Raw genomic sequence first — 20,655 nt, 5'->3', positions numbered from 1 at the left:
TTCTTCTTGATCTGCCTACAGGCCGAGCTTCATCTGCTGCTCTGACGCGGACAACACGTCGAAAAGGCCTTTGTATCCGGGCAAGCAAGTACAGTCCCTAGCCTGGTCTATCCCGATTGAATTTACTACGTGCTGGGTGCTCTCAGGTGGAATCCTCATTCGTCCGTCCCGCAAAGCCAGAAACAGCACCTCTCTCGAGACGTCGGCTCCGAGGAAATCTATTGCGTCAGGATGCGTCAGAATGTCGAGCGACCAATAGGCCTCAGCGCGCATGAGCTGCTCTACTCTTCTGCGACCCCTCTTCTCATCGATAACCGGCAAAATACCACGTGAACGTGCGATAGCGATTGTTGCTGCCTCACCATCGTCTAGCGACGGTGAAGTAGACGTGAGTTCGAAAAAGAACTTGAACTCCTGATCCGATAGGTCGACGAGTGAGACCTTCCCCGCAGTCTCCAACGTGCACAGAAATGCCTTTTCGCCGTTTCGTCTGCTCGTCTCGTGGTCAAGTTCGCCAGCCACGATGTTTGAAATGACGATAGGGTTTGGGATGGCTGAAAGGATCTCAGCACCACGCCGGCATGCATGGAGGTTGATGAGAACGCTCGTGTCGAGGATCAGAGGACCGGTTTGATCACTCAGGGAACTTGAGTAGGTCATCCGTTTCTTTTTCCTCGAGCTCGATTTCGTCGATGATCTCGCGAAGCTGCAATCTGCTGATTTTCAGAAGTTCTGCAAGCTGACCCTCCGACATCAATTCGCGTTTCCATGCTGCATGCGCCATCAGGCTCAGTCGATGTGAGACCAGGCGGTCTGCATCAGCTTTACCACTGTCACGGCGGTCGATCGGTCCGCCAAAGACTTCCCGCACATGTTCGTCGGTAATGCCACCGTTGTTCTCAAACCAAGCCCACGTGCCCTTCTTCACTAACCCGAGTTCTTCGAGGCGCAGAACACAGGCCTGGCGCGAAATGCCGAACTGGTCGGCGAGCAAGATGACGAGGCGGCGCGTGGTCTTTCCGGTGATCTCCTTCAACTGAAGAAAGCTTTCGGCAAAGCTCTCTGGTGGCGCAAGCAGCGCCCGGCCAAATGCATTGGCGTAGCGTTCATCGCGTGAGAGAAATTTCTCATCCTCTTCCAACACCTCAGGCATCTGCCGCGTGCCAAAGAAGTGTCCGCACTCGTGAGAGGCAGTCTGCACTCTACGAGGAAGGGGGTGGTTGGCATTGAGCAAAATACATGCGCCAACATTATCGTCGTAGGTGAACAAGCCTGCGATTCGTGACCGTGAGGACAAGCGGCGTTGGTATAGACGAATACCTAGACCGTGCTCGATTACCGAAAAAATATCGGGGATCGGCCCCCCGCCAAGTCCCAGCCACTCTCGCAGCTCCTTCGCGTGCGCTTCTCCCAAAGCGACCACGTCGCCCTCGTTTATGCCGCGTTCAGGCGGGTAGTTGCGTCGGCGCTGGATACCGAGGATGTTCTCTAGTTCGATATCCGCCTTGATCAGGTCATTGAGCAGACGAACGGCCTCTAAAGTGTGTTCGTCCTCAGTATCGCGGAGTTTACGAAAACGGGGCAACAGGTCGGTATGCACAGCTTCGCGACGCAATAGTGCATTGACTGAGACACCATAGTGACGAGCGAGAGCCTGGATTTCTTGCATCCGAACCCGACGAACACCTTTTTCGATCGAAACAAGAGTTGGGCGCGATACGCCGATAAATTGGGCGGCATCGTCCTGGCGAACATCAGCATTTTCACGTGCGATTCGAAGTCTCCGCCCGATCTCTTGTGCGCTCAGCTCATTTAAAGCGGTCATGGCGCCCTCCGTCCAACCAATCCTTTAAAAAGCTCTTGTCACCTTGGGCGGACATAAATGCCTGCCACTCACTCGCATGCGTCATTAACATCATTCTCAAGTTTCGAAGCGTCACGTCAAACGTCTCGCCTATTGCGGCTGCAATCTGCGAGGCGAACGGACGTAACGCTGCGTCGGGTAGATCTGCTAGGTCGGCGAGGTGCTGGAAATGGCGCGCGCCGACGCTTCCATATTCAATCATTATCTCCTGGTCAGCCTGGGCTGCTATGCCCTTGAAAGCGTGACTGACTTCACTGGCAGATAGGTCTGATACAACATACGTATCGTCTGCCTCTAGCACGCCTGCCGCATGCAGGCTCATTCTGCGAAGCAAACATGCTGCACATAATCCGCACTGCCGGCGTCGATCGGCATTCACCACCCGTCTCGTCTGCCAACACGATCGCGTAGTCGTTAGGTGTTTATCCGCCTTGCCTGGTAGTGCAAGGAAAGCGGACATGGTCTGTCCCTTTGTTGACCACAGGCGAGGTTGTTCAAACTTAATGCTACAGCCGAGCAGCGCTCGCGCGAACCGTTCCATCTTCCTGAAGAACGTCGGATAATTGCGGTAGTCGGTATAGATGTTATAAAGCGGGACCAGGACCGGGCCGAGTGCACCTTGCCCACTTTCCGGGACGACAATCCTGGAGACTTTGGACAGCTGAGCCACAATCGACGCCATCGTAGCAAACTGGAATCCGCGCGATCTAAAGCTGCTTTCTCTTCCCTCAAACCCCTTCACCTTGAACGGAATTTGCGTGAAGTAGCTTTCACCCTCCACCCTGCGTTGCTTGGTCGCCGCTACGCGAACACAAAGAGCCTCCTCTCGGCTTCCACTGAGTGCGGACACTGCGCGAGAGTCCAAGCCGTTGCTGTAGGCAATCGCAAACTTTTTTTCTTGTTCGAAGAAAAGCGGCATCTGCTTGGAGCCGATAGGTGAGCACCCACTAGCCTTGATAAACGAGAAACGCCAGTTGTCGCCGGTGAGAAAATTCATCGTGCTGCGAAGCGTGGCTTGAACGTCGGGTTTCGACCAGCACTCGAAGTCTATGACCGGTATCTCAACACTGATATTACGCAACCAGCCAGCAGGTCGTCTCCAGCGTCGATCAGCGAATTCTATAGCCGCGGCCAAGATCATAAGGTCATAGTGTATCGGTGCAAAACCCTTCACGTCGAAGGTATCAAGCACATCAGGGTCGAACTGGATGTGCTTTCCAATTTCTGCGACCACGATGTTATTCGCCGAGCGAACACGCGCGGGATTGCCCTTCTCGACCACGAGAAGATGCTTCTCTGAATGGGTTTCAGTATGCGCGTCAGTCATCGTCAGGACCATCGTTTACATCCGTCCGCGCCGTGCGGCGGAACGCACCCTTCTCACCGTTCTCAAGAGCTGCGCATACGCGCGCGACATCCACCGCAGCAAAGGTCTCCTTGTTTCGGTGAAGGCCTTTCACAAAATCCGCGTTGCTCATATCGCGGACTTCCTTTGCACGAATGCATTCCTCATCAATGCGGTTCTTGGCGTTGCCCAGTACCTCCGACACCGCGCTTTCAAGCGCAAGATCCAGCGACCGGCGTTCGGGCAAAGCATCTCTCAGGTTGCATAATAGGTGCCGTTCCAAAGCGTCGTGCAGCGGAGAACGCTCGTTTCTGTCAAAGATTATCTCGGTGGCGGAAACTGCGTCGAGATCCATTTGATCATTCGATGCACGGGCGTCCAGTTCTCGGTAAAGGCGCCCGAATGACTGCATATCGATGCCGCCCAGTACACTGTGGCAGGCCTGTTTTACGCGCTCATCCTGGGAGACAGCGTCACTGACGAGGTCCTGCCCATAAACTTTCCATCTATTGCTCAATGCGGAATTTCGGAAAGGTCCATCAGTCATCGCTGCCTCCAATGTCTGCAAGATGATCGCATAATCTGACAAAGTCAACATATGGACAGAAAAATCTGACAATATGGCGATGCAACCTTTTATCGCAGGTGTGCAGACTTTCTAAAATCAACGGACCAGCGTCTACTCAGGAGATATGATTGAAGGCATTCGACTGGCTTAGCGGCCATAACAGCAGCCACAGCCAATGACGTTACAAAACCCTATTATCCCAACTTGCGAAGGCCGTTCAGGAACGCCTCGAGTTCGTCAATGCTTTTCATCACCTCGTCAAACCGCGGGACCTCGCCAAAGATCATGGCTGACATACGATCATAATCCCTGGAGAGTTTTTCACGCATCGGCGCCGATGGTGTGAGTCTGTAACTCCCGGGAACTGCGCGGTCATATCGATGGTCCGGTGCTCGAAACATGAGCTCCTTATGGGCTCTGCACGCTTCGGCAAGCTCGTTCATTGAAGCTGTTTCCTCGCCATACGCGCCGTTTGTCCAAATCTGATGGACGTCATAGTAATGACGCGAATAGCGATTGAGGTCTGGGACTGGCTTTTCAGGATTTTGCTCGTCGGCCCGCTTCTCGGTCATTTCGGTCATCGCGTGGAGGATGAGCACCTTTTCCCAGAAGGTTCTTTCCGGCTTCACCGTTGTCACTCCGTGGACAGCCAGATCGTTCGCTGAGTTTAACTCAGATGCGATGTATGGGGTGATCGTGCGAGTTTCGACAGGGACCGGATCGGGGCGAGCCCCGCCTTCTATCCTTACCGCCGGCTGAACGTAGTCAATGTCGCCCGTAAACACGCTCTTATAGCCGACGACAAGGATATCCAGAGCATCGCGTTTCCGATAGGCATCGTAGCCGTATTCAACGGCAAAGTGTCCTGCCTCGCCGATGGCGGCCTCGGTCTCTTCGATCTTTCGCAGAAGCTGGTCACGCAAGGGGCCGGAAATGTAAGTGCGCGCGGGCTCATCAACCTTGTCCGCGAGCATTCTTTGCTGCTTGGTCACAGAGCCCTGTTCGGCTATCTCTTTCTCTAGGGGAGCGTCGATATCGGCCTTATAGACGCCGATGTCGATGTCTTCCGAGAACCGCTTGATGACGTCATAGGCCTTGCTCAGGCTGGTGCCACCCTTGAAATAGAGATTGACCGGGTCGCCTTCTCGCTGATTGAATAAAAAATCCAGGATCCAGCAGACATAGAGATCCTTTTCGACATTCTCTGCCCGGGTCTGGAGCCCGGCCGCTACTGCCGCATATAGCGCGCGGCGTTCGTCAGGGCTCGATCGAAGAACTTCAATGAACGTCGTCTGCATCTTCGGTCTTCTCTCGCTCGTTCTGGTCAGGCGCCAAAGAGTCTGCGATTTCTTGCGCGGCCGGATACATCCATGCCGGCATAGCTGCAAGGTTCGACCGAAGATCGTTCGAGATCGCTTGTCGACTTTGGCTATTCTTTAGTTTCTGGATAATTCCATTTATCGCAGGTTCAATGCTGCTGGGTTCATCGCGCAACCAGGCCAACGCCTGAACGATGCGCATTGCTGGTCGTCCGGCCCAGAATGCGGCCTTTGCCGAAGCTCTCTTGAAGTCGAGCCTGTAGACAACCGGTGCGCTTACCTGGATATCACCTGCAGCAGCATTGATCTCAATCGTTCTAGGGTATGTGTCTGCGTGGATGGTCGATCGTGCGGGAGCAGCTGTCGTGAGGCCGAGGTCGTTGGCCGCGGTCATCCCATCGACAAGTATTCGAAGTTTGTCCCGACGGGCAATCGCATCGACGAAGGACGCGCGTGGTGGGAAAACCAGCTTTCCTGTGAGCTTGCTGACGGACGGTTTGTCATAAAGGCCGCGGTAGGGCCGACGGATATCGCCTCGATTGGTCAGGCGTTGCAGCGCCTTCTCGACAGCGTTTGGGCTGGCCAAATCCAGGAAGTCACCGCGAGACCATACACCCGAAGGCGCACCGGCGGCGATCCGCATATAAATCCGCTCAAGCGTGTCAGAAGTCGGATCGGGCATAAAAAAAGCTCCCTAGTGTCCAAAGATTATATTCAAATTCTGGTCAGTGACAAGCTGTCCAAAGTTTGAGTACAAATTCTGGTCAGTAAGTCTGGGATGCCGGAATCTGGTTGATGCCGGATGAGCGCTTTCGGTAGAGGCCAAACGATAAGAGCAAACGACGGTGTCGCCGCACCGACGGGAAACAGCCCAATCCCGCTCTCATGCGATGGCGTCCTGGCCCGGGGCCGGATCTTCCCCGATCAACCCGCAAGGGGTCCGCTAGCAAGCTGCGGCCGCTTGGCTGCGCCGCCGCGGTGATCGCGCCCGCCCCCGTGCCTTTTGGAGCCATCGAGCGGGAATTGGCCCGCTCCCCAAATGGAGCCACTTCAATGTCGCACGATCTTACTCTCGCACAGTCCCATGCCTTTCAGCTTTCCCGCGACCTGATGGTCCCGGTCACCGTCTTCGAAGTCGACGGTGAATATGGCGTGCTCCCCTCTGACGAGATCGACGCCGATGATGACCTCTCGGTCATTCATGAATTTTTCCCATGGGGAGCTCACTGAGCCCCGCTTCGCGGTACCGGCTGCCGCTCGCGAGCTGGCGGCCGCAAGGGAGGCTTCGCCGCGCTTGTGGGTCGATACTTGTAGAATCCTACAATTGCCAGGCGCGCCCTTGCAGCCTTTGCTCTTCGCGCCGGTGAGAAGCTGCCTGCAGAAACGCAGGAAGGAAGAACATGAGAGGTCGGTCGCGATGCGACCGAAGGGAAGATGAAAAGAGAAGAGTTGGAGGCGCTACGCGCCAAGGTCAGTTGCGAAGCTGTGCTGGAGCAGGCCGGATATGAACTCGATGCGAAGGAAAGTACCCGTCGAGCCGTCAAATACCGGCGTGGCAGCAGCATCATTATTGTGACCCATGACGGACGCGGCTGGTTCGATCCACTGAGCGATGCGAAAGGCGATGTTTTCGCGCTCGCCATGTTTCTTGATAAGGTCACTTTTCCGGTGGCGGCGGAAGCGGTCGCGGAGCTGGTTGGGTTTCGACTTTCTCGTCCGGAATGGAAGTCTCCGCGCTCTTCAGGCTCGGCGGGAGAAATTCCCGGGCGCTGGCGAAGCCGGCGTACGCCGTCGCCCGACTCCGACACGTGGCGCTATCTTTGTTGGGAGCGCGGGGTGCCCCCTGCCATCGTCCGGCACGCTATCCGGGAGGACATCCTGCGGGAAGGACCTTATGGCAGCATGTGGGCGGCGCATGTTGATAGCTATGGCCGCGTTGTCGGCTGGGAAGAGCGAGGACCCGAATGGCGCGGGTTCTCGACCGGGGGATCCAAGCTTCTGTTCCGATTGGGTCCGAGTGACCCCAACCGCCTTTGCGTCACCGAGGCGGCGATCGACGTGATGAGCCTCGCGGCACTCGAAGGTCCACGCGAGCAAACCCTTTATCTCAGCACCGGCGGCGGGTGGTCTCCAGCGACAGATGCGGCGCTTGCCGAACTTACTATGCGACCCGGACTGACATTGGTAGCGGCGACGGATGCCAATTCCCAAGGGGACATTTACGCAGAACGATTGCGTGCGGTCGCTGAAGCGTCCGGCTGCGACTGGCAGCGGCTACGTCCGCCGGCAGAGGACTGGAACGAGGTTCTGAAAGCCAAGGATAAGGAGAGACGGGAAAGGAAAATGGAGAAGAGGAATGAGGCCTGCCGCATGCGTGCCGGCCGCATCAAGGGAAGCTTCGCCCGGCAAGAGCCGGCCCTTGACCCGTCCGGACACGAGGCCGGCCGATCGGGAGGGGTCATGAAGGACTGAAGAGGATAGTGAGGTCGAAACGACAGTGCTGCCTTCGGTCCCCAAACCCCGAAAGGATTAAGCCGATGACCTCGATATCCCTCCCCCGCAAAGTGTTTCAGGGTGTGGCCAAGCGCGCCGACATGTTCCGCATGTTTGACAGGCACGCGCAGCGGCCCAACCGCTTCGCCGGTGATCAGTCCGACGTTTATGCCGGCGAATGGTTTGAGATCGACGAGACGTCCTATTCCTACATGCTCGACATCCTGCCGCCGCTCTGGATGCGTGGACCGATCTTTGCCATGCGCGAGTTCATGAGCGGTTCCGTGACCTCGGTATTTTACGCGATGCGGATCGATGACACCGTCCGATACTTTCATACGTATTGCGACCTCTCCGATCCCAACTCGGTCGAGACGATGCGCTCGGTAATCGCCGATCGCGAAACCCGGCCGGTTCGAGCCATGAGCCGCGAAGAACGGCTCGAACATATCTGGAGCACCACTGCGGACGACTATCGTGGCTATGCCGGCACCCGCTGGCCGACGCCGATGCAGGGCCATCGCACGATCATGCTCTATGGCGGCACGGAAGGAACCTTTCTGAAGCTGCTCGACACCCTGAGCGACAACGAGATCGCGGCTAAGCTGCCGGTCCACCTGCGTTACCTTCCTTCCTCCCTGGCCGCCTGAGCGGTCGCATCCCAGCAAGACGACGTTGCGGCCGGTCGAACCTCCGACCGGACAATGGCGCTCGTCCCTATTCCAAAGGAGCCTTTCCCATGAGCAATGATCCCTTCACTTTCGATATGTTCGGCTCGAGCGCCCTTTCATCTGGCCTAGGGCTCGGGGTCACCGCCTTTGGCGGTTTCTCGCCTGCTGCCGCCAACGACGACGATCCGGATCCAGTGCCACCGGCGCCGGCACCCGCCCTCCCGGTCGCTGCCGCCCCCGTACGGCGGCCAGGACTTCGGGCAAACTTCTATCTCAATGGCGACCGCGAACTGGGCGCCTCATGGAAGGACCGCGCCCGCGACAATGTCGCGGCGATCCTGGTCGCCGACGGCATCGCAAAGCAGGACCGACCGGCGACCCCTAAGGAACAGGCGCAGCTGATCCGCTTCACCGGCTTCGGCGCTGGCGACTTGGCCAATGGCATGTTCCGCCGTCCGGGCGAGGTCGATTTCCGACAAGGTTGGGACGATCTCGGCTCCTCGCTCGAAACTGCGGTATCTGAAGCCGACTACGCCTCGCTCGCCCGCTGCACCCAATACGCCCATTTCACGCCGGAGTTCATCATCCGGGCGATCTGGGCCGGGATTGGAAAACTCGGCTGGCGGGGCGGCCGTGTGCTGGAGCCTGGTATCGGCACAGGCCTGTTCCCGGCCCTGATGCCGGAGCAATATCGCGACGCGGCCTATATCACCGGGATCGAGCTCGATCCGGTCACGGCCCGTATCGTCCGCCTGCTGCAGCCCAAGGCCCGGATCATTAATGGAGACTTCGCCCGCACCGATCTGGCGCCGATCTACGATCTCGCCATCGGCAATCCGCCCTTCTCCGATCGCACTGTCCGCTCCGACCGCGCCTATCGGTCGCTCGGCGTCCGGCTGCACGATTACTTCATCGCCAAGTCAATCGATCTCCTGAAGCCCGGCGCGCTCGCAGCTTTCGCCACCTCGCATGGGACGATGGACAAGGCAGATCCGGCGGCGCGGGAGCATATCGCCAAGTCGGCCGACCTGATCGCAGCGATCCGCCTGCCCGAAGGCAGCTTCCGCCGTGACGCCGGCACGGATGTCGTCGTCGACATCCTGTTCTTCCGCAAGCGCAAACTTGGTGAGCCGGAAGGCGATCAGCTGTGGCTGGATGTAGACGAGGTCCGGCCCGCCACAGATGACGAAGGGGCCATCCGCGTCAACAGGTGGTTCGCCCGTCACCCCAACTTCGTACTCGGCACTCATGCCCTGACCTCGGGACCGTTCGGCGAGACCTACACATGCCGGCCGCACGACGGCAAGGGTCTTGAAACGGCACTTGCCGCTGCCATCGATCTCCTGCCCGCCGATCTCTACGACGGAGAGCCGACGCCGATCGACATCGATCTCGGAGATGAGCTTGGCGAGATCGTCGATCTGCAGCCTAAGGGCGGGCCTGTCCGCGAGGGCAGCTTCTTCCTCGACCGCTCCAAGGGCTTGATGCAGATGCTCGACGGCGCGGCCGCGCCGGTCACGGTCCGCAAGGGCCGCACCGGAGACGGCATCTCGGAAAAGCACGTCCGGATCATCAGCAAACTCATCCCGATCCGCGATGCCGTCCGTGAGGTGCTGAAAGCGCAGGAAACCGATCGTCCCTGGCGGGATCATCAGGTTCGGCTGCGCATCGCCTGGTCGAGCTTTGTGCGTGACTTCGGGCCGATCAACCACACCACCGTTTCGATCCAGGAAGATGCCGAGACCGCGGAGGTCAAGGAAACCCATCGCCAGCCAAACCTTACACCCTTCCGGGACGACCCGGACTGCTGGCTGGTCGCGTCGATCGAGGACTACGATCTGGAGACCGACACGGCGAAGCCCGGTCCGATCTTTTCCGAACGCGTGATTGCGCCGCCGGTGGCACCAACCATCACGTCGCCGGCAGATGCACTCGCCGTCGTGCTGAACGAACGTGGGCACGTTGATATCGACCATATCGCCGAGCTGCTGCACAGCGATCCGGCTGATGTGGTCGAGGAGCTGGGTGACGCCATCTTCCGGGACCCGGCCGATGGATCGTGGCAGACAGCCGACGGGTATCTCTCCGGCGCCGTCCGCACCAAGCTCGCCGCCGCACAGTCGGCAGCCGAGCTAGATCCAAATTATGAGCGCAACGTCCGCGCCCTGACTGACGTCCAGCCGGCCGACCTTCGACCCTCCGACATCACAGCACGCCTCGGCGCCCCATGGATCCCGGCCGCCGATGTCGTGGCCTTCGTCAAAGAGAAGATGGAGGCCGATATCCGCATCCATCATATGCCGGAGCTCGGGTCCTGGACGGTGGAGGCCCGCCAGCTTGGCTACAGCGCCGCCGGCACATCTGAATGGGGCACCAGCCGTCGCCATGCCGGCGATCTGCTCGCCGACGCTCTCAACAGCCGGGTGCCGCAGATCTTCGATGTGTTCAAGGACGCCGATAGCGAGCGTCGGGTGCTCAACGTCGTCGATACCGAAGCAGCCCGTGACAAGCTTCAAAGGATCAAGCAGGCGTTTCAGGACTGGGTCTGGACCGACCCCGATCGCACCGATCGGCTGGCCCGCGACTACAATGACCGATTCAACAATATCGCGCCTCGCAAATTCGACGGCTCCCATCTGAAGCTTCCCGGCGCCTCAGGCGCCTTCGTTCTTTACGGGCACCAGAAACGCGGCATCTGGCGGATCATCGCCGATGGCTCGACCTATCTCGCCCATGCCGTCGGCGCCGGAAAGACAATGACCATGGCCGCCGCCATAATGGAACAGCGCCGGCTCGGTCTGATCGCCAAGGCGATGCTTGTCGTGCCCGGCCATTGCCTGGCACAGGCTGCTCGTGAATTCCTCGCGCTCTATCCGAATGCCCGCATTCTCGTCGCCGACGAGACCAACTTCACCAAGGACAAGCGCGCCCGGTTCCTGTCGCGTGCGGCGACCGCGACTTGGGATGCGATCATCATCACCCATTCGGCGTTCCGTTTCATCGCGGTGCCCTCGGCCTTCGAGCAGGCGATGATCCACGACGAGTTGCAGCTCTATGAGGATCTGCTGACCAAGGTCGACAGCGAAGACCGTGTATCGCGCAAGCGCCTCGAGCGGCTGAAGGAAGGATTGCAGGAGCGGCTCGAAGGCCTCGCCACTCGCAAGGACGATCTTCTGACGATCTCAGAGATTGGCGTCGACCAGATCGTCGTCGACGAGGCGCAGGAATTCCGCAAGCTGTCGTTTGCCACCAACATGTCGACCCTGAAGGGTATCGACCCCAACGGCTCGCAGCGTGCCTGGGATCTCTATGTCAAATCCCGCTATATCGAGACGAAGAACCCCGGCCGGGCGCTCGTGCTCGCCTCCGGCACGCCGATCACCAACACACTCGGAGAAATGTTCTCCATTCAGCGCCTACTTGGCCATGAGGCACTTACTGAGCGCGGACTGCACGAGTTCGATGCTTGGGCCTCCTGCTTCGGCGACACGACGACCGAGCTCGAAATCCAGCCATCCGGCAAATACAAGCCGGTCAGCCGCTTCGCCTCCTTCGTCAACGTCCCGGAACTGATCGCCATGTTCCGGTCCTTCGCCGATGTCGTCATGCCCGAGGATCTCCGGCAGTACGTTAAGGTGCCCAACATCTCGACCGGGCGGCGGCAGATCCTGACAGCCAAGCCGACGGCGCTGTTCAAGACCTATCAGCAGATGCTCGATGGCCGGATCAAGGCGATCGAGAAGCGCGAAGGTCCGGCCCAACCCGGTGACGACATTCTGCTCTCGGTCATTACCGATGGCCGCCATGCGGCAATCGACCTGCGCTTCGTCATGCCGGCGGCCGACAATGAGGCGGATAACAAGCTCAACCTACTCGTGCGAAACGCCCACCGGATCTGGGCGGAAACCAGCCAAGCGATCTATCGCCGCCCGGATGGCAAGGATTTTGATCTGCCGGGCGCCGCGCAGATGATCTTTTCCGATCTCGGCACGATCAATGTCGAAAAAACCCGTGGCTTCTCTGCCTACCGGTTCATCCGCGACGAGTTGATCCGGCTCGGCGTACCGGCATCGCAGATCGCCTTTATGCAGGATTTCAAGAAAACCGAGGCGAAGCAACGCCTGTTCGGCGATGTCCGCTCTGGCAAGGTTCGCTTCCTGATTGGCAGTTCAGAAACCATGGGTACCGGCGTCAACGCGCAGCTTCGGCTGAAAGCTCTGCACCACCTCGATGTCCCGTGGCTGCCATCACAGATAGAGCAGCGCGAAGGCAGGATCGTCCGACAAGGCAACCAGCACGATGAGGTGGATATCTTCGCCTACGCTACCGAGGGTTCGCTCGATGCCAGCATGTGGCAAAACAACGAGCGCAAGGCTCGCTTCATCGCTGCGGCCCTCTCGGGCGATACGTCAATCCGCAGGCTCGAAGATGTCGGCGAGGGTGCTGCCAACCAGTTCGCCATGGCCAAGGCAATCGCTTCCGGCGACGAACGGCTGATGCAAAAGGCCGGGCTTGAGGCCGACATCGCCCGGCTGGAACGGCTACGCGCCGCCCATGAGGACGACCAATATGCCGTCCGCCGGCAGATGCGCGACGCCGAACGCGAGATCGAGGTCTCGACCCGTCGGATCGGTGAAATTGGCGAGGACATCAAGCGGCTGCGGCCAACCACGGGCGATGCCTTCACGATGAAGGTGCTCGGTCAGGACCATACCGAACGTAAGGAGGCCGGTCGCGCACTGATGAAGGAGATCCTCACACTTTTGCAGTTACAGCAGGAGGGCGAGGTGCATCTGGCGACGATCGGCGGTTTCGATCTGGTCTACGAGGGCGATCGTTTCGGCAAGGGTGATGGCTATCGCTTCGAAACCTACCTCCAGCGCACCGGGGCCGAATACGAGGTCGATCTCTCCATCACGGTGACGCCGCTCGGCGCGATCTCACGCCTGGAGCACGCACTTGATGGCTTCGACAACGAGCAGCGCCAGTATCGCCGGCGGTTTGAGGAAGCCGAGCGCCGGTTGGCGTCTTATCAGACACGTACCGGCGGCCTGTTCCAGTTTGCCACAGAGCTGGATGCCAAGCGCAAACAGCTGCGTGAGGTCGAGGATGATCTGGCCGCGGAAGTTATCGCAGAGGCAGATGAGGCGAGGACCGCGCCAGCCGCATAGCTGCGCTGCACAATAAATGGATGCTGTGTGATCAAAAAAGGATCACAACGCACCCAGCTGATGCACATGACGGTCACCTCCCAGTTCCGTCGCAGCAGCTGTTCCCCTCTGGAGGTTCAAAATCTCCACACTTTACGGGCCGCGGTTTTCACCGGCGGCCCTTTCTTTTTGCCCCCATGACCGGCAATTGTGTCAGTGCCTCAATGCCAACGACGAGCTTGCTTATTGCGCTGCCTTTGCTTTTGAGGCCGGAATGATCAGGTTCACTTTGTAGCTCACGCTATTTTTCGCCGAAAGATCCGGTCCGATCTCGATCTTCCATGCGGGAAGTTTGGCGGAGGCCGAACCCGTATATGTTGCGGTGAAAATCCGTTCGCAGGTCGCTTTGACGTCGTCGAATTCGGCCAAACGCCTCAGTGCGTCCTTCAAACACTCGAGATTGCCAGTCGTGAATTGGTTGTTCTTGCGGCAGTTCACGGAGTTTTCGCCGCTGATGTTGAATGTCGCTTCATAGTCGTTCTTCATCGTGTTGCCGGTTGCATTTCCGCTGGAACCGCCGATCTCCAACCAGGGAAACTTCAATACGAGCTTGCTTTCGACATTGTTCGATTTCTCAACATTGACCGTCACGCGCGCTTTCATCAGGTTAGGCAGAATCTTGTAGCGTCCGGAACGAGCCGCGGAAGCTAGGTCGCACTTTATGCTGTTGTCGATGGCTGTCCCGTTGAACAGCCATATCTTCTGTGCTGGCTCAGCAGCGTAGACCGTGGCGGACGGCATGAGCAGCGCCAGCGCTGCCAAGCAATGTCTCAGCATATTTTCCCCTCAACGTTTATTCCCCGACTGATTACAACCACGTGGTTTAAATAAAGGGAAGTGCCGGCAGAGGAGAAAGAAGAAGAGAAAGCAAAACCCGATCGCCGATCGGGCCTCCTGCCGCCGCTTGCGCTCAACCGCCGCCTGCGCGATCCCGGCTGCTGGTCCTTCGCAGGGCTTCAAAACCCCGCTCGTCCTGCGCAGCAGGGATGCTCGGCCGCAGTTGCGTCCGTCCGGCCGATTTGCGGTTCGGGAGATGTCTTCGAGAAAAAAATGAAGACAGGAAAGGGCTGGCAAGGCGCCGGTCCGGAACTCTCCTGAAAGGAACCGTCCCATGCAGATCATGAAGGTTGACCCGCGCGCGCTAAAGGAAAACCCAGACCGGATGCGACAGTCAAAGTCGTCGCCGCAGGCCGACGCGTTGATGCTCGCCACGATCAAGGCCGTCGGCATCGTCCAGCCGCCGGTGGTCGCGCCGGAAGCCGACGGCGGTAACGGCTATATCATTGACGCCGGCCATCGCCGCGTCCGGCTCGCGATCGCTGCCGGTCTCGAGGAAATCGAAATCCTCGTCGCGGACGCTGCCAACGATAATGGTGCGATGCGTTCCATGGTCGAAAACTCCGTCCGTGAACCTCTCAATCCCGTCGATCAGTGGCGCGGCATCGAACGGCTTGTTGCTCTCGGTTGGACGGAGGAAGCGATCGCCGTCGCTCTCGCCCTCCCCGTCCGCCAGATCCGCAAGCTGCGCCTTCTCGCCAATGTGCTTCCGGCCATGTTGGAACAGATGTCGCTGGGTGACATGCCGTCCGAGCAGCAGTTGCGGGTCATCGCGGCCTCCGGCCAGGTCGACCAGAAGGAGGTATGGAAAGCCCACAAGCCTAAGAAGGGTGACACCGCGTCCTGGTGGCAGGTTGCCAATGCGCTGACCAGGAAGCGCATGTATGCCAAGGATGCGAGCTTTGGCGATGATCTCGCTCAGGCCTACGGCATCGAATGGGTCGAGGATCTCTTCGCGCCGGCCGACCAGGATGGCCGCTATACCACGAATGTCGAAGGCTTCCTCGGTGCGCAGCATGAGTGGATGACGAGCAACCTGCCGAAGAAGGGCGGGATCGTCGACGTCAACAGCTGGGGCCAGCCGGAACTACCGAAGAAGGCTTCTCAGGTCTACGGCAAGCCGTCCAAAGCTGACCACGTTGCGATGTATCTCGACCGCGATGGCAAGGTGCAGACCGTCCATTACCGCATGCCGGAGACAGCGAAGCCGAAGGGCGCGGGCGTCGATGGAGTGGTCGCTGGTGGCGCTGATGCCGACGCGACCGCGTCGCCCAAGGCACGGCCCGATGTGACGCAGAAGGGTCACGAGATGATCGGCGACTATCGCACGGATGCGCTCCACGATGCGCTCGGTCGCGCGCCGATCGAGGACGACATGCTGATGGCGTTGATGGTGCTGGCCTTCGCCGGACAGAATGTCCGCGTCGACTCCGGTGCGGACGGGACCTTCTATGGTGGCAAGCGCTTCTCGCGCCATGCAGTCGGCCTGTTCGACGAGAACGGCAAGCTCGCCTTCGATCTGGACACGCTCCGGGTCGCCGTCCGCTCGGTCCTGATCGATGTGCTCTCATGCCGCCGTGGCATGTCGAACAGCGGCATGATCGCGCGCATCGCCGGCGATGCGATCGGCGCCGACGAATTCCTGCCGAACATGGGCTCGGAAGATTTTCTCTTGTGCCTGTCGCGCCAGGCGCTGGAAGCGTCTTGCGCCGAGGCCTCGGTCCAGCCCCGGCCCAAGGTGCGCGAAACACGCGCAGCGCTCGTCGAGCATTTTGCGAGCGAGCACTTCGTCCATCCGTCCGGTCGCTTCGCGCCGCCAGCCGACGAACTACTCGACTGGATCCGTGCAGGTGTTGCCACTGATATCAGCGGCAGAGGCTCCCAGGACGACGACGGTGATGCCGGCGATCCCGGTGAAGAGCAGGAGGCGAGGGTCGAAGAGGAGGCGGATCAGGATGATCCGCGCGACACCGACGCGGAGGCTGAAGATGGCCACGACCAGGATTTCGATCATAGGGCAGCAGCATGACCGCCCGCCTCCAGTCGAACAAGGCAAACTCCACCCCCGATCTTTCGGGGGTGGAGTTTGCTACAAGCGCGGACGGCATGCCCATCGCACGCATCGATGACACCGTCCTTGCCATGGTCACGTCGCCGAGCGGCTTCGCATTCCTTGCGAGTGCAGTCTTCGTTCGCCGACCGCTCGCTGAGCTGACGCGCGACGATTTCATCGGGCACGACGGCCGGCTGGCCGACGAGGCCGAGTTTCGAACGTGCGTTGCCGAGACGGCCCGGCATAAGCGTGATCTCGCTGCGCTGAACCGCGTGCAGACGCGCATGTCGGCGAGCACGCCATGGGGCGGCTCGCAGATCGCAGTCATCTATGCCGAGGGCGTCGTCGCCCATAGCACGGCCGGCCATGGCGGCTTTCATCTCTCTGCCGATCGCAATGCCAGAATCCATCCGCTACTGCGGAAGCACTCTCCGTGGTATGAAGAGGATAACGAATGGGCGATCGTGGCCAACAGCTTTCCAGAGCTGTTCACCGGCTACGAGCGATCGATGGCCGAAAAGACCATCCGCAATACCTGGCCGGATGCCTGGGAGGCGATCCATTGCTGCAAGCTGGCCGAGGGCGAAAGCTGGTCCAAGGATCGCCGCGCGTTTGATGAGCGCCATGCGGCAGATCATGTCGTCATATCTGCAATCTTTTCCGATCGGAACCCCGGCATGACCGAGGTCGTGGCGGTCGTCGGCGGGAACAGGCGAGCAGACAACGATGAGCGTCGCTTCCTTGTTCCGAGCGACGAGTATGCCGGGCGCAGCCGGTTCGGCTTTGTCATCGATCCCGTCCGTCATGCTGAGTATCAGGGGCCGTCCTCCTTCATCGGCTGGCGAAGCCGGGGAGATGGATCATGAACGACGTGCTCTTTGCAAAACCATTGGCGAGGGCAATCGGCGCAAGGCGTGAAACCCAGCGGCATCTCGATTGCCTGACCCGGCAGATAGCAGCGCGCGCAGGACGGCAGACGATCACAGTGGAGGTCCGGAGCCGGGTGCGCCGCCGGTCCGGTCCCCGTCTCTACCATCAGGAGCTTGCCGACCGCCTGGCCTTCGAACGGTGGCGCGAACTCGACACGCTCGCATCAAGGCTGGCAGAGCAGGAGCAGATCATCGATATGCTCGAGCATTGCGGTGATGCGCCCATCTCGTCGGTTGCGGAATAGGTGGACCTCTAACGGGGGCTGTGCAATGGGCGGCATCTGGTCATCTTGCGGCCACGACATCTCCCAGGGTGGCGGGCCTGGCCATGTCGTCCCTCGTCGGCGTGCGTCTGACATCTGACCCGTGCCGGACTGCCCTTCTGTTCGCTGCGGTCTGAACCGGCGGCCGGTCGTTTCAAGGCCGCTTGCGCGCCGCGGAGCGGCCGATCCAACCTCACTGCGCGAGGACAAGCCCGCGGTCCCAAGCAGGTCAAAACCTGCTGGCCTGCAACCCTGCCCTGCTGGCCCAGTCGGATCGGACCTGTGAAGCCGCCCGTCCTTTGCCGGTTCTGGTCGTCCGCATCGAAGGGCAGACCGGCACGGGCCGGAACCACTTCGGCAGCCACGGAAGGAAAAGACATGGCCAAGCCCGCCACCCCCAATCGCTCCACCGCCCGATCGGCGCAATCCCGTCGCGGGACAACCCTCGAAATGGTCCGCCTCTCCTGCCCCGACACCATCCAGGCGCACAAGATCGCCGAAAGCTTCGGCACGGCCATCGTCGACAGCGATGGCATCCGCAGCCTGCATGAGCGGCTGATCGTCGAGACCGCCGAAAGCCTTTCCGAGGGCTTGGGCGAAAAGGCCATGCAGATCCATCTGCAACGGATCGTCGGGGCCTTCGTCGGATCGGCACATGGCGCTGGACAGTTCTACAGCAGGGCCGTCACCGAGGCGCGCGACGCAACGGCCAAAGCATCGAACGATGCCCGCGACGAGGATCTCGACGGGCCCGTCGGCTATGACAGTGGCGCCCAGCGCAAGCGGGAGTTTGCAGCCGACATGGGCGTCCAATCCCACGCACTGCGGATGGCGGCAGAAGGTGCGGTGGCCGCCTACGAACAGGTCGTCGGCGAGACCTGGAAGCCCTTCGACCGGCCGGTCGAGAACCCCGGGGCATCGCTCGACCGCAAGGCGGCCGAGGCCCAAATGGCGGCTCTCGGTTGACACCCTGGCGGGGGCAACTCCGCCGCTTCTTTAAATCAGAGGCTGGCGCCTGCAGGTGCCGGCCATTTTTCGTGTTGAGAGGAAAAGCTGGAGACGCGCCTGTCGCGGCCCGTCCCGGTCGGCGGTCCTGCAGGGGCCAGGCGCCCATGCAACGGCTTTGCCGTCCTCCACGCTGTTGCGGCCGTTCCGGTGCATGGGCACACTATCGGCCCCTGACTTCGGACCTCCGTGACGGACCGCGACAGACGCGGTCTCGAGAAAAGGAAAAGGAAGTTATGGTCAGGAGAACGGATAACAATCGTATCGACATCTATACGCGCATCACCGACAGGATCGTTGAAGATCTCGAACAGGGCGTACGCCCCTGGATCAAACCATGGAGCGCCGCCAATACCGGTGGTCGTATCACCCGGCCGGTACGCCACAACGGCCTGCCCTATTCCGGCATGAACGTGCTCCTACTGTGGTCGGAGCAGCTGTCGCGCGGCTTCTGCTCCTCGATGTGGATGACATTCAAACAGGCTCTCGAACTGGGCGGAGCCGTGCGAAAGGGCGAAACGGGCTCGACGGTGGTCTTCGCCAGTCGGTTCACCAAATCGGTGGCCGACGGGAGCGGCACCGATGTGGATCGGGAAATCCCGTTCCTGAAGGCCTATTCGGTGTTCAACATCGAGCAGATCGATGGTCTGCCCGACACCTATTATGCCCCGCCGGCCAAGGTGCAAGATCCTGTCGAGCGCATCGAGAGCGCCGATCGGTTCTTCAAAGCGACCGGCGCGGTCATCCGCCACGGCGGCAATCAGGCCTACTATTCACCCGTCATGGACTACATCCAGATGCCGCCATTCGAGGCGTTTCGCGATGCGGCAGGATACGCGGCCGTCCTCAGCCATGAGGCAACGCACTGGACTGCGGCAGAAAATCGAGTTGGGCGTGACCTGTCACGCTATGCAAAGGACCGGACGGAACGAGCCCGTGAAGAGCTCGTCGCCGAGCTCGGCAGTTGCTTCCTTTGCGCCGATCTCGGCATCGCGCCTGAGCTCGAGCCACGTCCCGATCATGCGTCCTACCTGCAGTCGTGGCTGAATGTGCTGGCAAACGACAAGCGAGCGATTTTTCAGGCTGCGGCTCACGCGCAGCGCGCGGTCGCATTCCTACATTCGCTGCAGAGTGAAGGGGAGAAGAAAGCTGCAGCATGACATCCGTCCGTCAGGAGCCGGTCGTCACCGCGGTGGCGGCGGGCTCCGCAGCGTCATCAGAAGGCGCAACAGGATCGTCGATCCGCATATCCAAGTTTCCCCAGATCGACGGCTTCTGATTACTAGGCTTCGGTTTCCGGGATTGCTTGATTTCGACGATAAACGACTTTGTCTGCTGACGCATTTTTCCTCCAAGCGAAGAATCGCAGCGCAACTCTATAACGGCGCGTTATGCTCGCAAGCGTGGTTTGCCCGAGGGCTCCACGAGGCTGTGTACAATGCGACCTCCATGGCCGGGAGATGCAGTCTGCGGCTTTTCCACTTCCGTTGAAACCAGCGCTGATCGCCAATGTCGTATCCCCTTTTCCGACCGATGTGGCGCAACATGTGCGGGCTCGATGGGGCAGGTCTGACCGGAGATCGGCTTCGCCTCGCTCATTATCCCGCAACGCGGCTACGAGACTTTCATCCCCTGACGGCGGAGCCGCCATTCCTCGCGAAACAAGAAAGTCTCTTCGCTCCGCCCTTCACGCTGTTACGGCCCTTTGGGTGCGGTCAGATCGTCACCGGCCTTTGCGACTGCCATCGAGGCCGCAATGGAGCGGCCCGAAACAACAAAAAGGGATTACGACAATGGCTACCATCGGCACCTTCACCTCAACCGAAAATGGCTTCACCGGCTCGATCCGCACTCTCACACTCAACGTCAAAGCCCGCATCGCACGGGTGGAGAACCCATCGGACAAGGGCCCCCAGTTTCGCATCTTTGCCGGTAGCGTAGAGCTCGGCGCGGCCTGGCAGAAGCGCTCCAGCGAGAGCGACCGCGACTACCTCTCGGTCAAGATCGACGATCCGAGCCTCCCTGCTCCGATCTACGCGACGCTCACGGCGGTTGAAGGTGAGGATGGCTACCAGCTGATCTGGTCCCGCCCGAACCG

At 59.9% G+C, this 20,655-nt stretch carries 18 protein-coding genes; 10 read left to right on the top strand and 8 right to left on the bottom strand.

All coding sequences use genetic code 11. From position 1 onward, the window contains the following. Positions 1 to 15: 15 nt before the first annotated feature. From QO005_RS18905 to QO005_RS18880, 6 genes are all read right to left on the bottom strand, one after another. Positions 16 to 660, bottom strand: a complete 645-nt coding sequence (locus QO005_RS18905; protein ID WP_247262242.1) for a PIN domain-containing protein — start codon at positions 658 to 660, stop codon at positions 16 to 18. Beyond that, a complete protein-coding gene (locus QO005_RS18900; protein WP_247262243.1) occupies positions 635 to 1,825 on the bottom strand; it encodes an XRE family transcriptional regulator in 1,191 nt (396 codons plus the stop codon). Before QO005_RS18900 ends, QO005_RS18905 begins: the two co-directional genes overlap by 26 nt. Beyond that, positions 1,809 to 3,203, bottom strand: coding sequence for a 7-cyano-7-deazaguanine synthase (locus QO005_RS18895; RefSeq protein WP_307159618.1), 1,395 nt, complete (start codon positions 3,201 to 3,203; stop codon positions 1,809 to 1,811). Before QO005_RS18895 ends, QO005_RS18900 begins: the two co-directional genes overlap by 17 nt. Continuing rightward, positions 3,184 to 3,756, bottom strand: coding sequence for a hypothetical protein (locus tag QO005_RS18890; RefSeq protein ID WP_247262245.1), 573 nt, complete (start codon positions 3,754 to 3,756; stop codon positions 3,184 to 3,186). Before QO005_RS18890 ends, QO005_RS18895 begins: the two co-directional genes overlap by 20 nt. Positions 3,757 to 3,971: 215 nt before the next feature. Further along, a complete protein-coding gene (locus QO005_RS18885) occupies positions 3,972 to 5,075 on the bottom strand; it encodes a nucleotidyl transferase AbiEii/AbiGii toxin family protein (RefSeq protein ID WP_307159617.1) in 1,104 nt (367 codons plus the stop codon). Then, the gene (locus tag QO005_RS18880; RefSeq protein WP_247262247.1) at positions 5,056 to 5,778 is read right to left on the bottom strand and encodes a DUF6088 family protein; all 723 of its coding nucleotides are present in this window, start codon (positions 5,776 to 5,778) and stop codon (positions 5,056 to 5,058) included. Before QO005_RS18880 ends, QO005_RS18885 begins: the two co-directional genes overlap by 20 nt. 371 nt (positions 5,779 to 6,149) lie before the next feature. Here QO005_RS18880 and QO005_RS18875 point away from each other — a divergent pair, with 371 nt between their 5' ends. From QO005_RS18875 to QO005_RS18860, 4 genes are all read left to right on the top strand, one after another. Then, entirely contained in the window at positions 6,150 to 6,326 is a 177-nt protein-coding gene (locus QO005_RS18875; protein WP_200951794.1) for a hypothetical protein, read from the top strand. Between the two features lie 204 nt (positions 6,327 to 6,530). After that, positions 6,531 to 7,568 (top strand): DUF3991 and toprim domain-containing protein, encoded by a 1,038-nt coding sequence (locus tag QO005_RS18870; RefSeq protein WP_247262248.1) that lies wholly within the window; start codon positions 6,531 to 6,533, stop codon positions 7,566 to 7,568. A gap of 65 nt (positions 7,569 to 7,633) precedes the next feature. Continuing rightward, positions 7,634 to 8,239, top strand: a complete 606-nt coding sequence (locus tag QO005_RS18865; RefSeq protein WP_247262249.1) for a DUF1419 domain-containing protein — start codon at positions 7,634 to 7,636, stop codon at positions 8,237 to 8,239. Between the two features lie 89 nt (positions 8,240 to 8,328). Further along, complete coding sequence (locus tag QO005_RS18860; protein ID WP_307159616.1) at positions 8,329 to 13,431, top strand: helicase-like domain-containing protein; 5,103 nt, start codon at positions 8,329 to 8,331, stop codon at positions 13,429 to 13,431. A 222-nt stretch (positions 13,432 to 13,653) separates the two neighbouring features. Here the strand turns inward: QO005_RS18860 and QO005_RS18855 are convergent, their stop codons facing one another. Then, entirely contained in the window at positions 13,654 to 14,232 is a 579-nt protein-coding gene (locus QO005_RS18855; RefSeq protein WP_307159615.1) for a hypothetical protein, read from the bottom strand. Between the two features lie 349 nt (positions 14,233 to 14,581). On the opposite strand from QO005_RS18855, the gene QO005_RS18850 reads away from it, so the two are divergent. From QO005_RS18850 to QO005_RS18830, 5 genes are all read left to right on the top strand, one after another. Beyond that, positions 14,582 to 16,336 (top strand): ParB N-terminal domain-containing protein, encoded by a 1,755-nt coding sequence (locus tag QO005_RS18850; RefSeq protein WP_112668450.1) that lies wholly within the window; start codon positions 14,582 to 14,584, stop codon positions 16,334 to 16,336. Continuing rightward, positions 16,333 to 17,226 (top strand): DUF7007 domain-containing protein, encoded by an 894-nt coding sequence (locus QO005_RS18845; RefSeq protein ID WP_112636417.1) that lies wholly within the window; start codon positions 16,333 to 16,335, stop codon positions 17,224 to 17,226. The genes QO005_RS18850 and QO005_RS18845 overlap by 4 nt, the downstream gene beginning before the upstream one ends. After that, positions 17,223 to 17,534, top strand: a complete 312-nt coding sequence (locus QO005_RS18840; protein WP_215571104.1) for a hypothetical protein — start codon at positions 17,223 to 17,225, stop codon at positions 17,532 to 17,534. Before QO005_RS18845 ends, QO005_RS18840 begins: the two co-directional genes overlap by 4 nt. A 396-nt stretch (positions 17,535 to 17,930) precedes the next feature. Continuing rightward, complete coding sequence (locus tag QO005_RS18835) at positions 17,931 to 18,518, top strand: hypothetical protein (protein WP_112636419.1); 588 nt, start codon at positions 17,931 to 17,933, stop codon at positions 18,516 to 18,518. Positions 18,519 to 18,793: 275 nt separating this feature from the next. Continuing rightward, positions 18,794 to 19,717, top strand: coding sequence for an ArdC family protein (locus tag QO005_RS18830; RefSeq protein WP_112636420.1), 924 nt, complete (start codon positions 18,794 to 18,796; stop codon positions 19,715 to 19,717). A gap of 10 nt (positions 19,718 to 19,727) precedes the next feature. On the opposite strand, the gene QO005_RS18825 is transcribed toward QO005_RS18830, so the two are convergent. Continuing rightward, positions 19,728 to 19,901 (bottom strand): hypothetical protein, encoded by a 174-nt coding sequence (locus QO005_RS18825; protein ID WP_162760714.1) that lies wholly within the window; start codon positions 19,899 to 19,901, stop codon positions 19,728 to 19,730. A gap of 449 nt (positions 19,902 to 20,350) precedes the next feature. Between QO005_RS18825 and QO005_RS18820 the strand changes: the two genes are divergently transcribed. Beyond that, positions 20,351 to 20,655, top strand: a 305-nt coding sequence (locus QO005_RS18820) for a DUF736 domain-containing protein (protein ID WP_307159614.1), incomplete at its 3' end; no start/stop codon positions are given.

The sequence above is a fragment of the Allorhizobium paknamense genome (assembly GCF_030815125.1).
GTDB classification, from domain to species: domain Bacteria; phylum Pseudomonadota; class Alphaproteobacteria; order Rhizobiales; family Rhizobiaceae; genus Allorhizobium; species Allorhizobium paknamense.
Note: the sequence above shows the minus strand (reverse complement) of the source record. Positions and strands in the feature narration are given on the sequence as shown.

Bases quoted from the DNA above. Each gene is read 5' to 3' on its own strand.
- QO005_RS18850 (WP_112668450.1), top strand. From the start codon at position 14,582: ATGCAGATCATGAAGGTTGACCCGCGCGCGCTAAAGGAAAACCCAGAC.
- QO005_RS18900 (WP_247262243.1), bottom strand. From the start codon at position 1,825: ATGACCGCTTTAAATGAGCTGAGCGCACAAGAGATCGGGCGGAGACTT.
- QO005_RS18865 (WP_247262249.1), top strand. From the start codon at position 7,634: ATGACCTCGATATCCCTCCCCCGCAAAGTGTTTCAGGGTGTGGCCAAG.
- QO005_RS18885 (WP_307159617.1), bottom strand. From the start codon at position 5,075: ATGCAGACGACGTTCATTGAAGTTCTTCGATCGAGCCCTGACGAACGC.
- QO005_RS18905 (WP_247262242.1), bottom strand. From the start codon at position 660: ATGACCTACTCAAGTTCCCTGAGTGATCAAACCGGTCCTCTGATCCTC.
- QO005_RS18880 (WP_247262247.1), bottom strand. From the start codon at position 5,778: ATGCCCGATCCGACTTCTGACACGCTTGAGCGGATTTATATGCGGATC.
- QO005_RS18860 (WP_307159616.1), top strand. From the start codon at position 8,329: ATGAGCAATGATCCCTTCACTTTCGATATGTTCGGCTCGAGCGCCCTT.
- QO005_RS18875 (WP_200951794.1), top strand. From the start codon at position 6,150: ATGTCGCACGATCTTACTCTCGCACAGTCCCATGCCTTTCAGCTTTCC.
- QO005_RS18845 (WP_112636417.1), top strand. From the start codon at position 16,333: ATGACCGCCCGCCTCCAGTCGAACAAGGCAAACTCCACCCCCGATCTT.
- QO005_RS18825 (WP_162760714.1), bottom strand. From the start codon at position 19,901: ATGCGTCAGCAGACAAAGTCGTTTATCGTCGAAATCAAGCAATCCCGG.
- QO005_RS18870 (WP_247262248.1), top strand. From the start codon at position 6,531: ATGAAAAGAGAAGAGTTGGAGGCGCTACGCGCCAAGGTCAGTTGCGAA.
- QO005_RS18890 (WP_247262245.1), bottom strand. From the start codon at position 3,756: ATGACTGATGGACCTTTCCGAAATTCCGCATTGAGCAATAGATGGAAA.
- QO005_RS18830 (WP_112636420.1), top strand. From the start codon at position 18,794: ATGGTCAGGAGAACGGATAACAATCGTATCGACATCTATACGCGCATC.
- QO005_RS18895 (WP_307159618.1), bottom strand. From the start codon at position 3,203: ATGGTCCTGACGATGACTGACGCGCATACTGAAACCCATTCAGAGAAG.
- QO005_RS18840 (WP_215571104.1), top strand. From the start codon at position 17,223: ATGAACGACGTGCTCTTTGCAAAACCATTGGCGAGGGCAATCGGCGCA.
- QO005_RS18835 (WP_112636419.1), top strand. From the start codon at position 17,931: ATGGCCAAGCCCGCCACCCCCAATCGCTCCACCGCCCGATCGGCGCAA.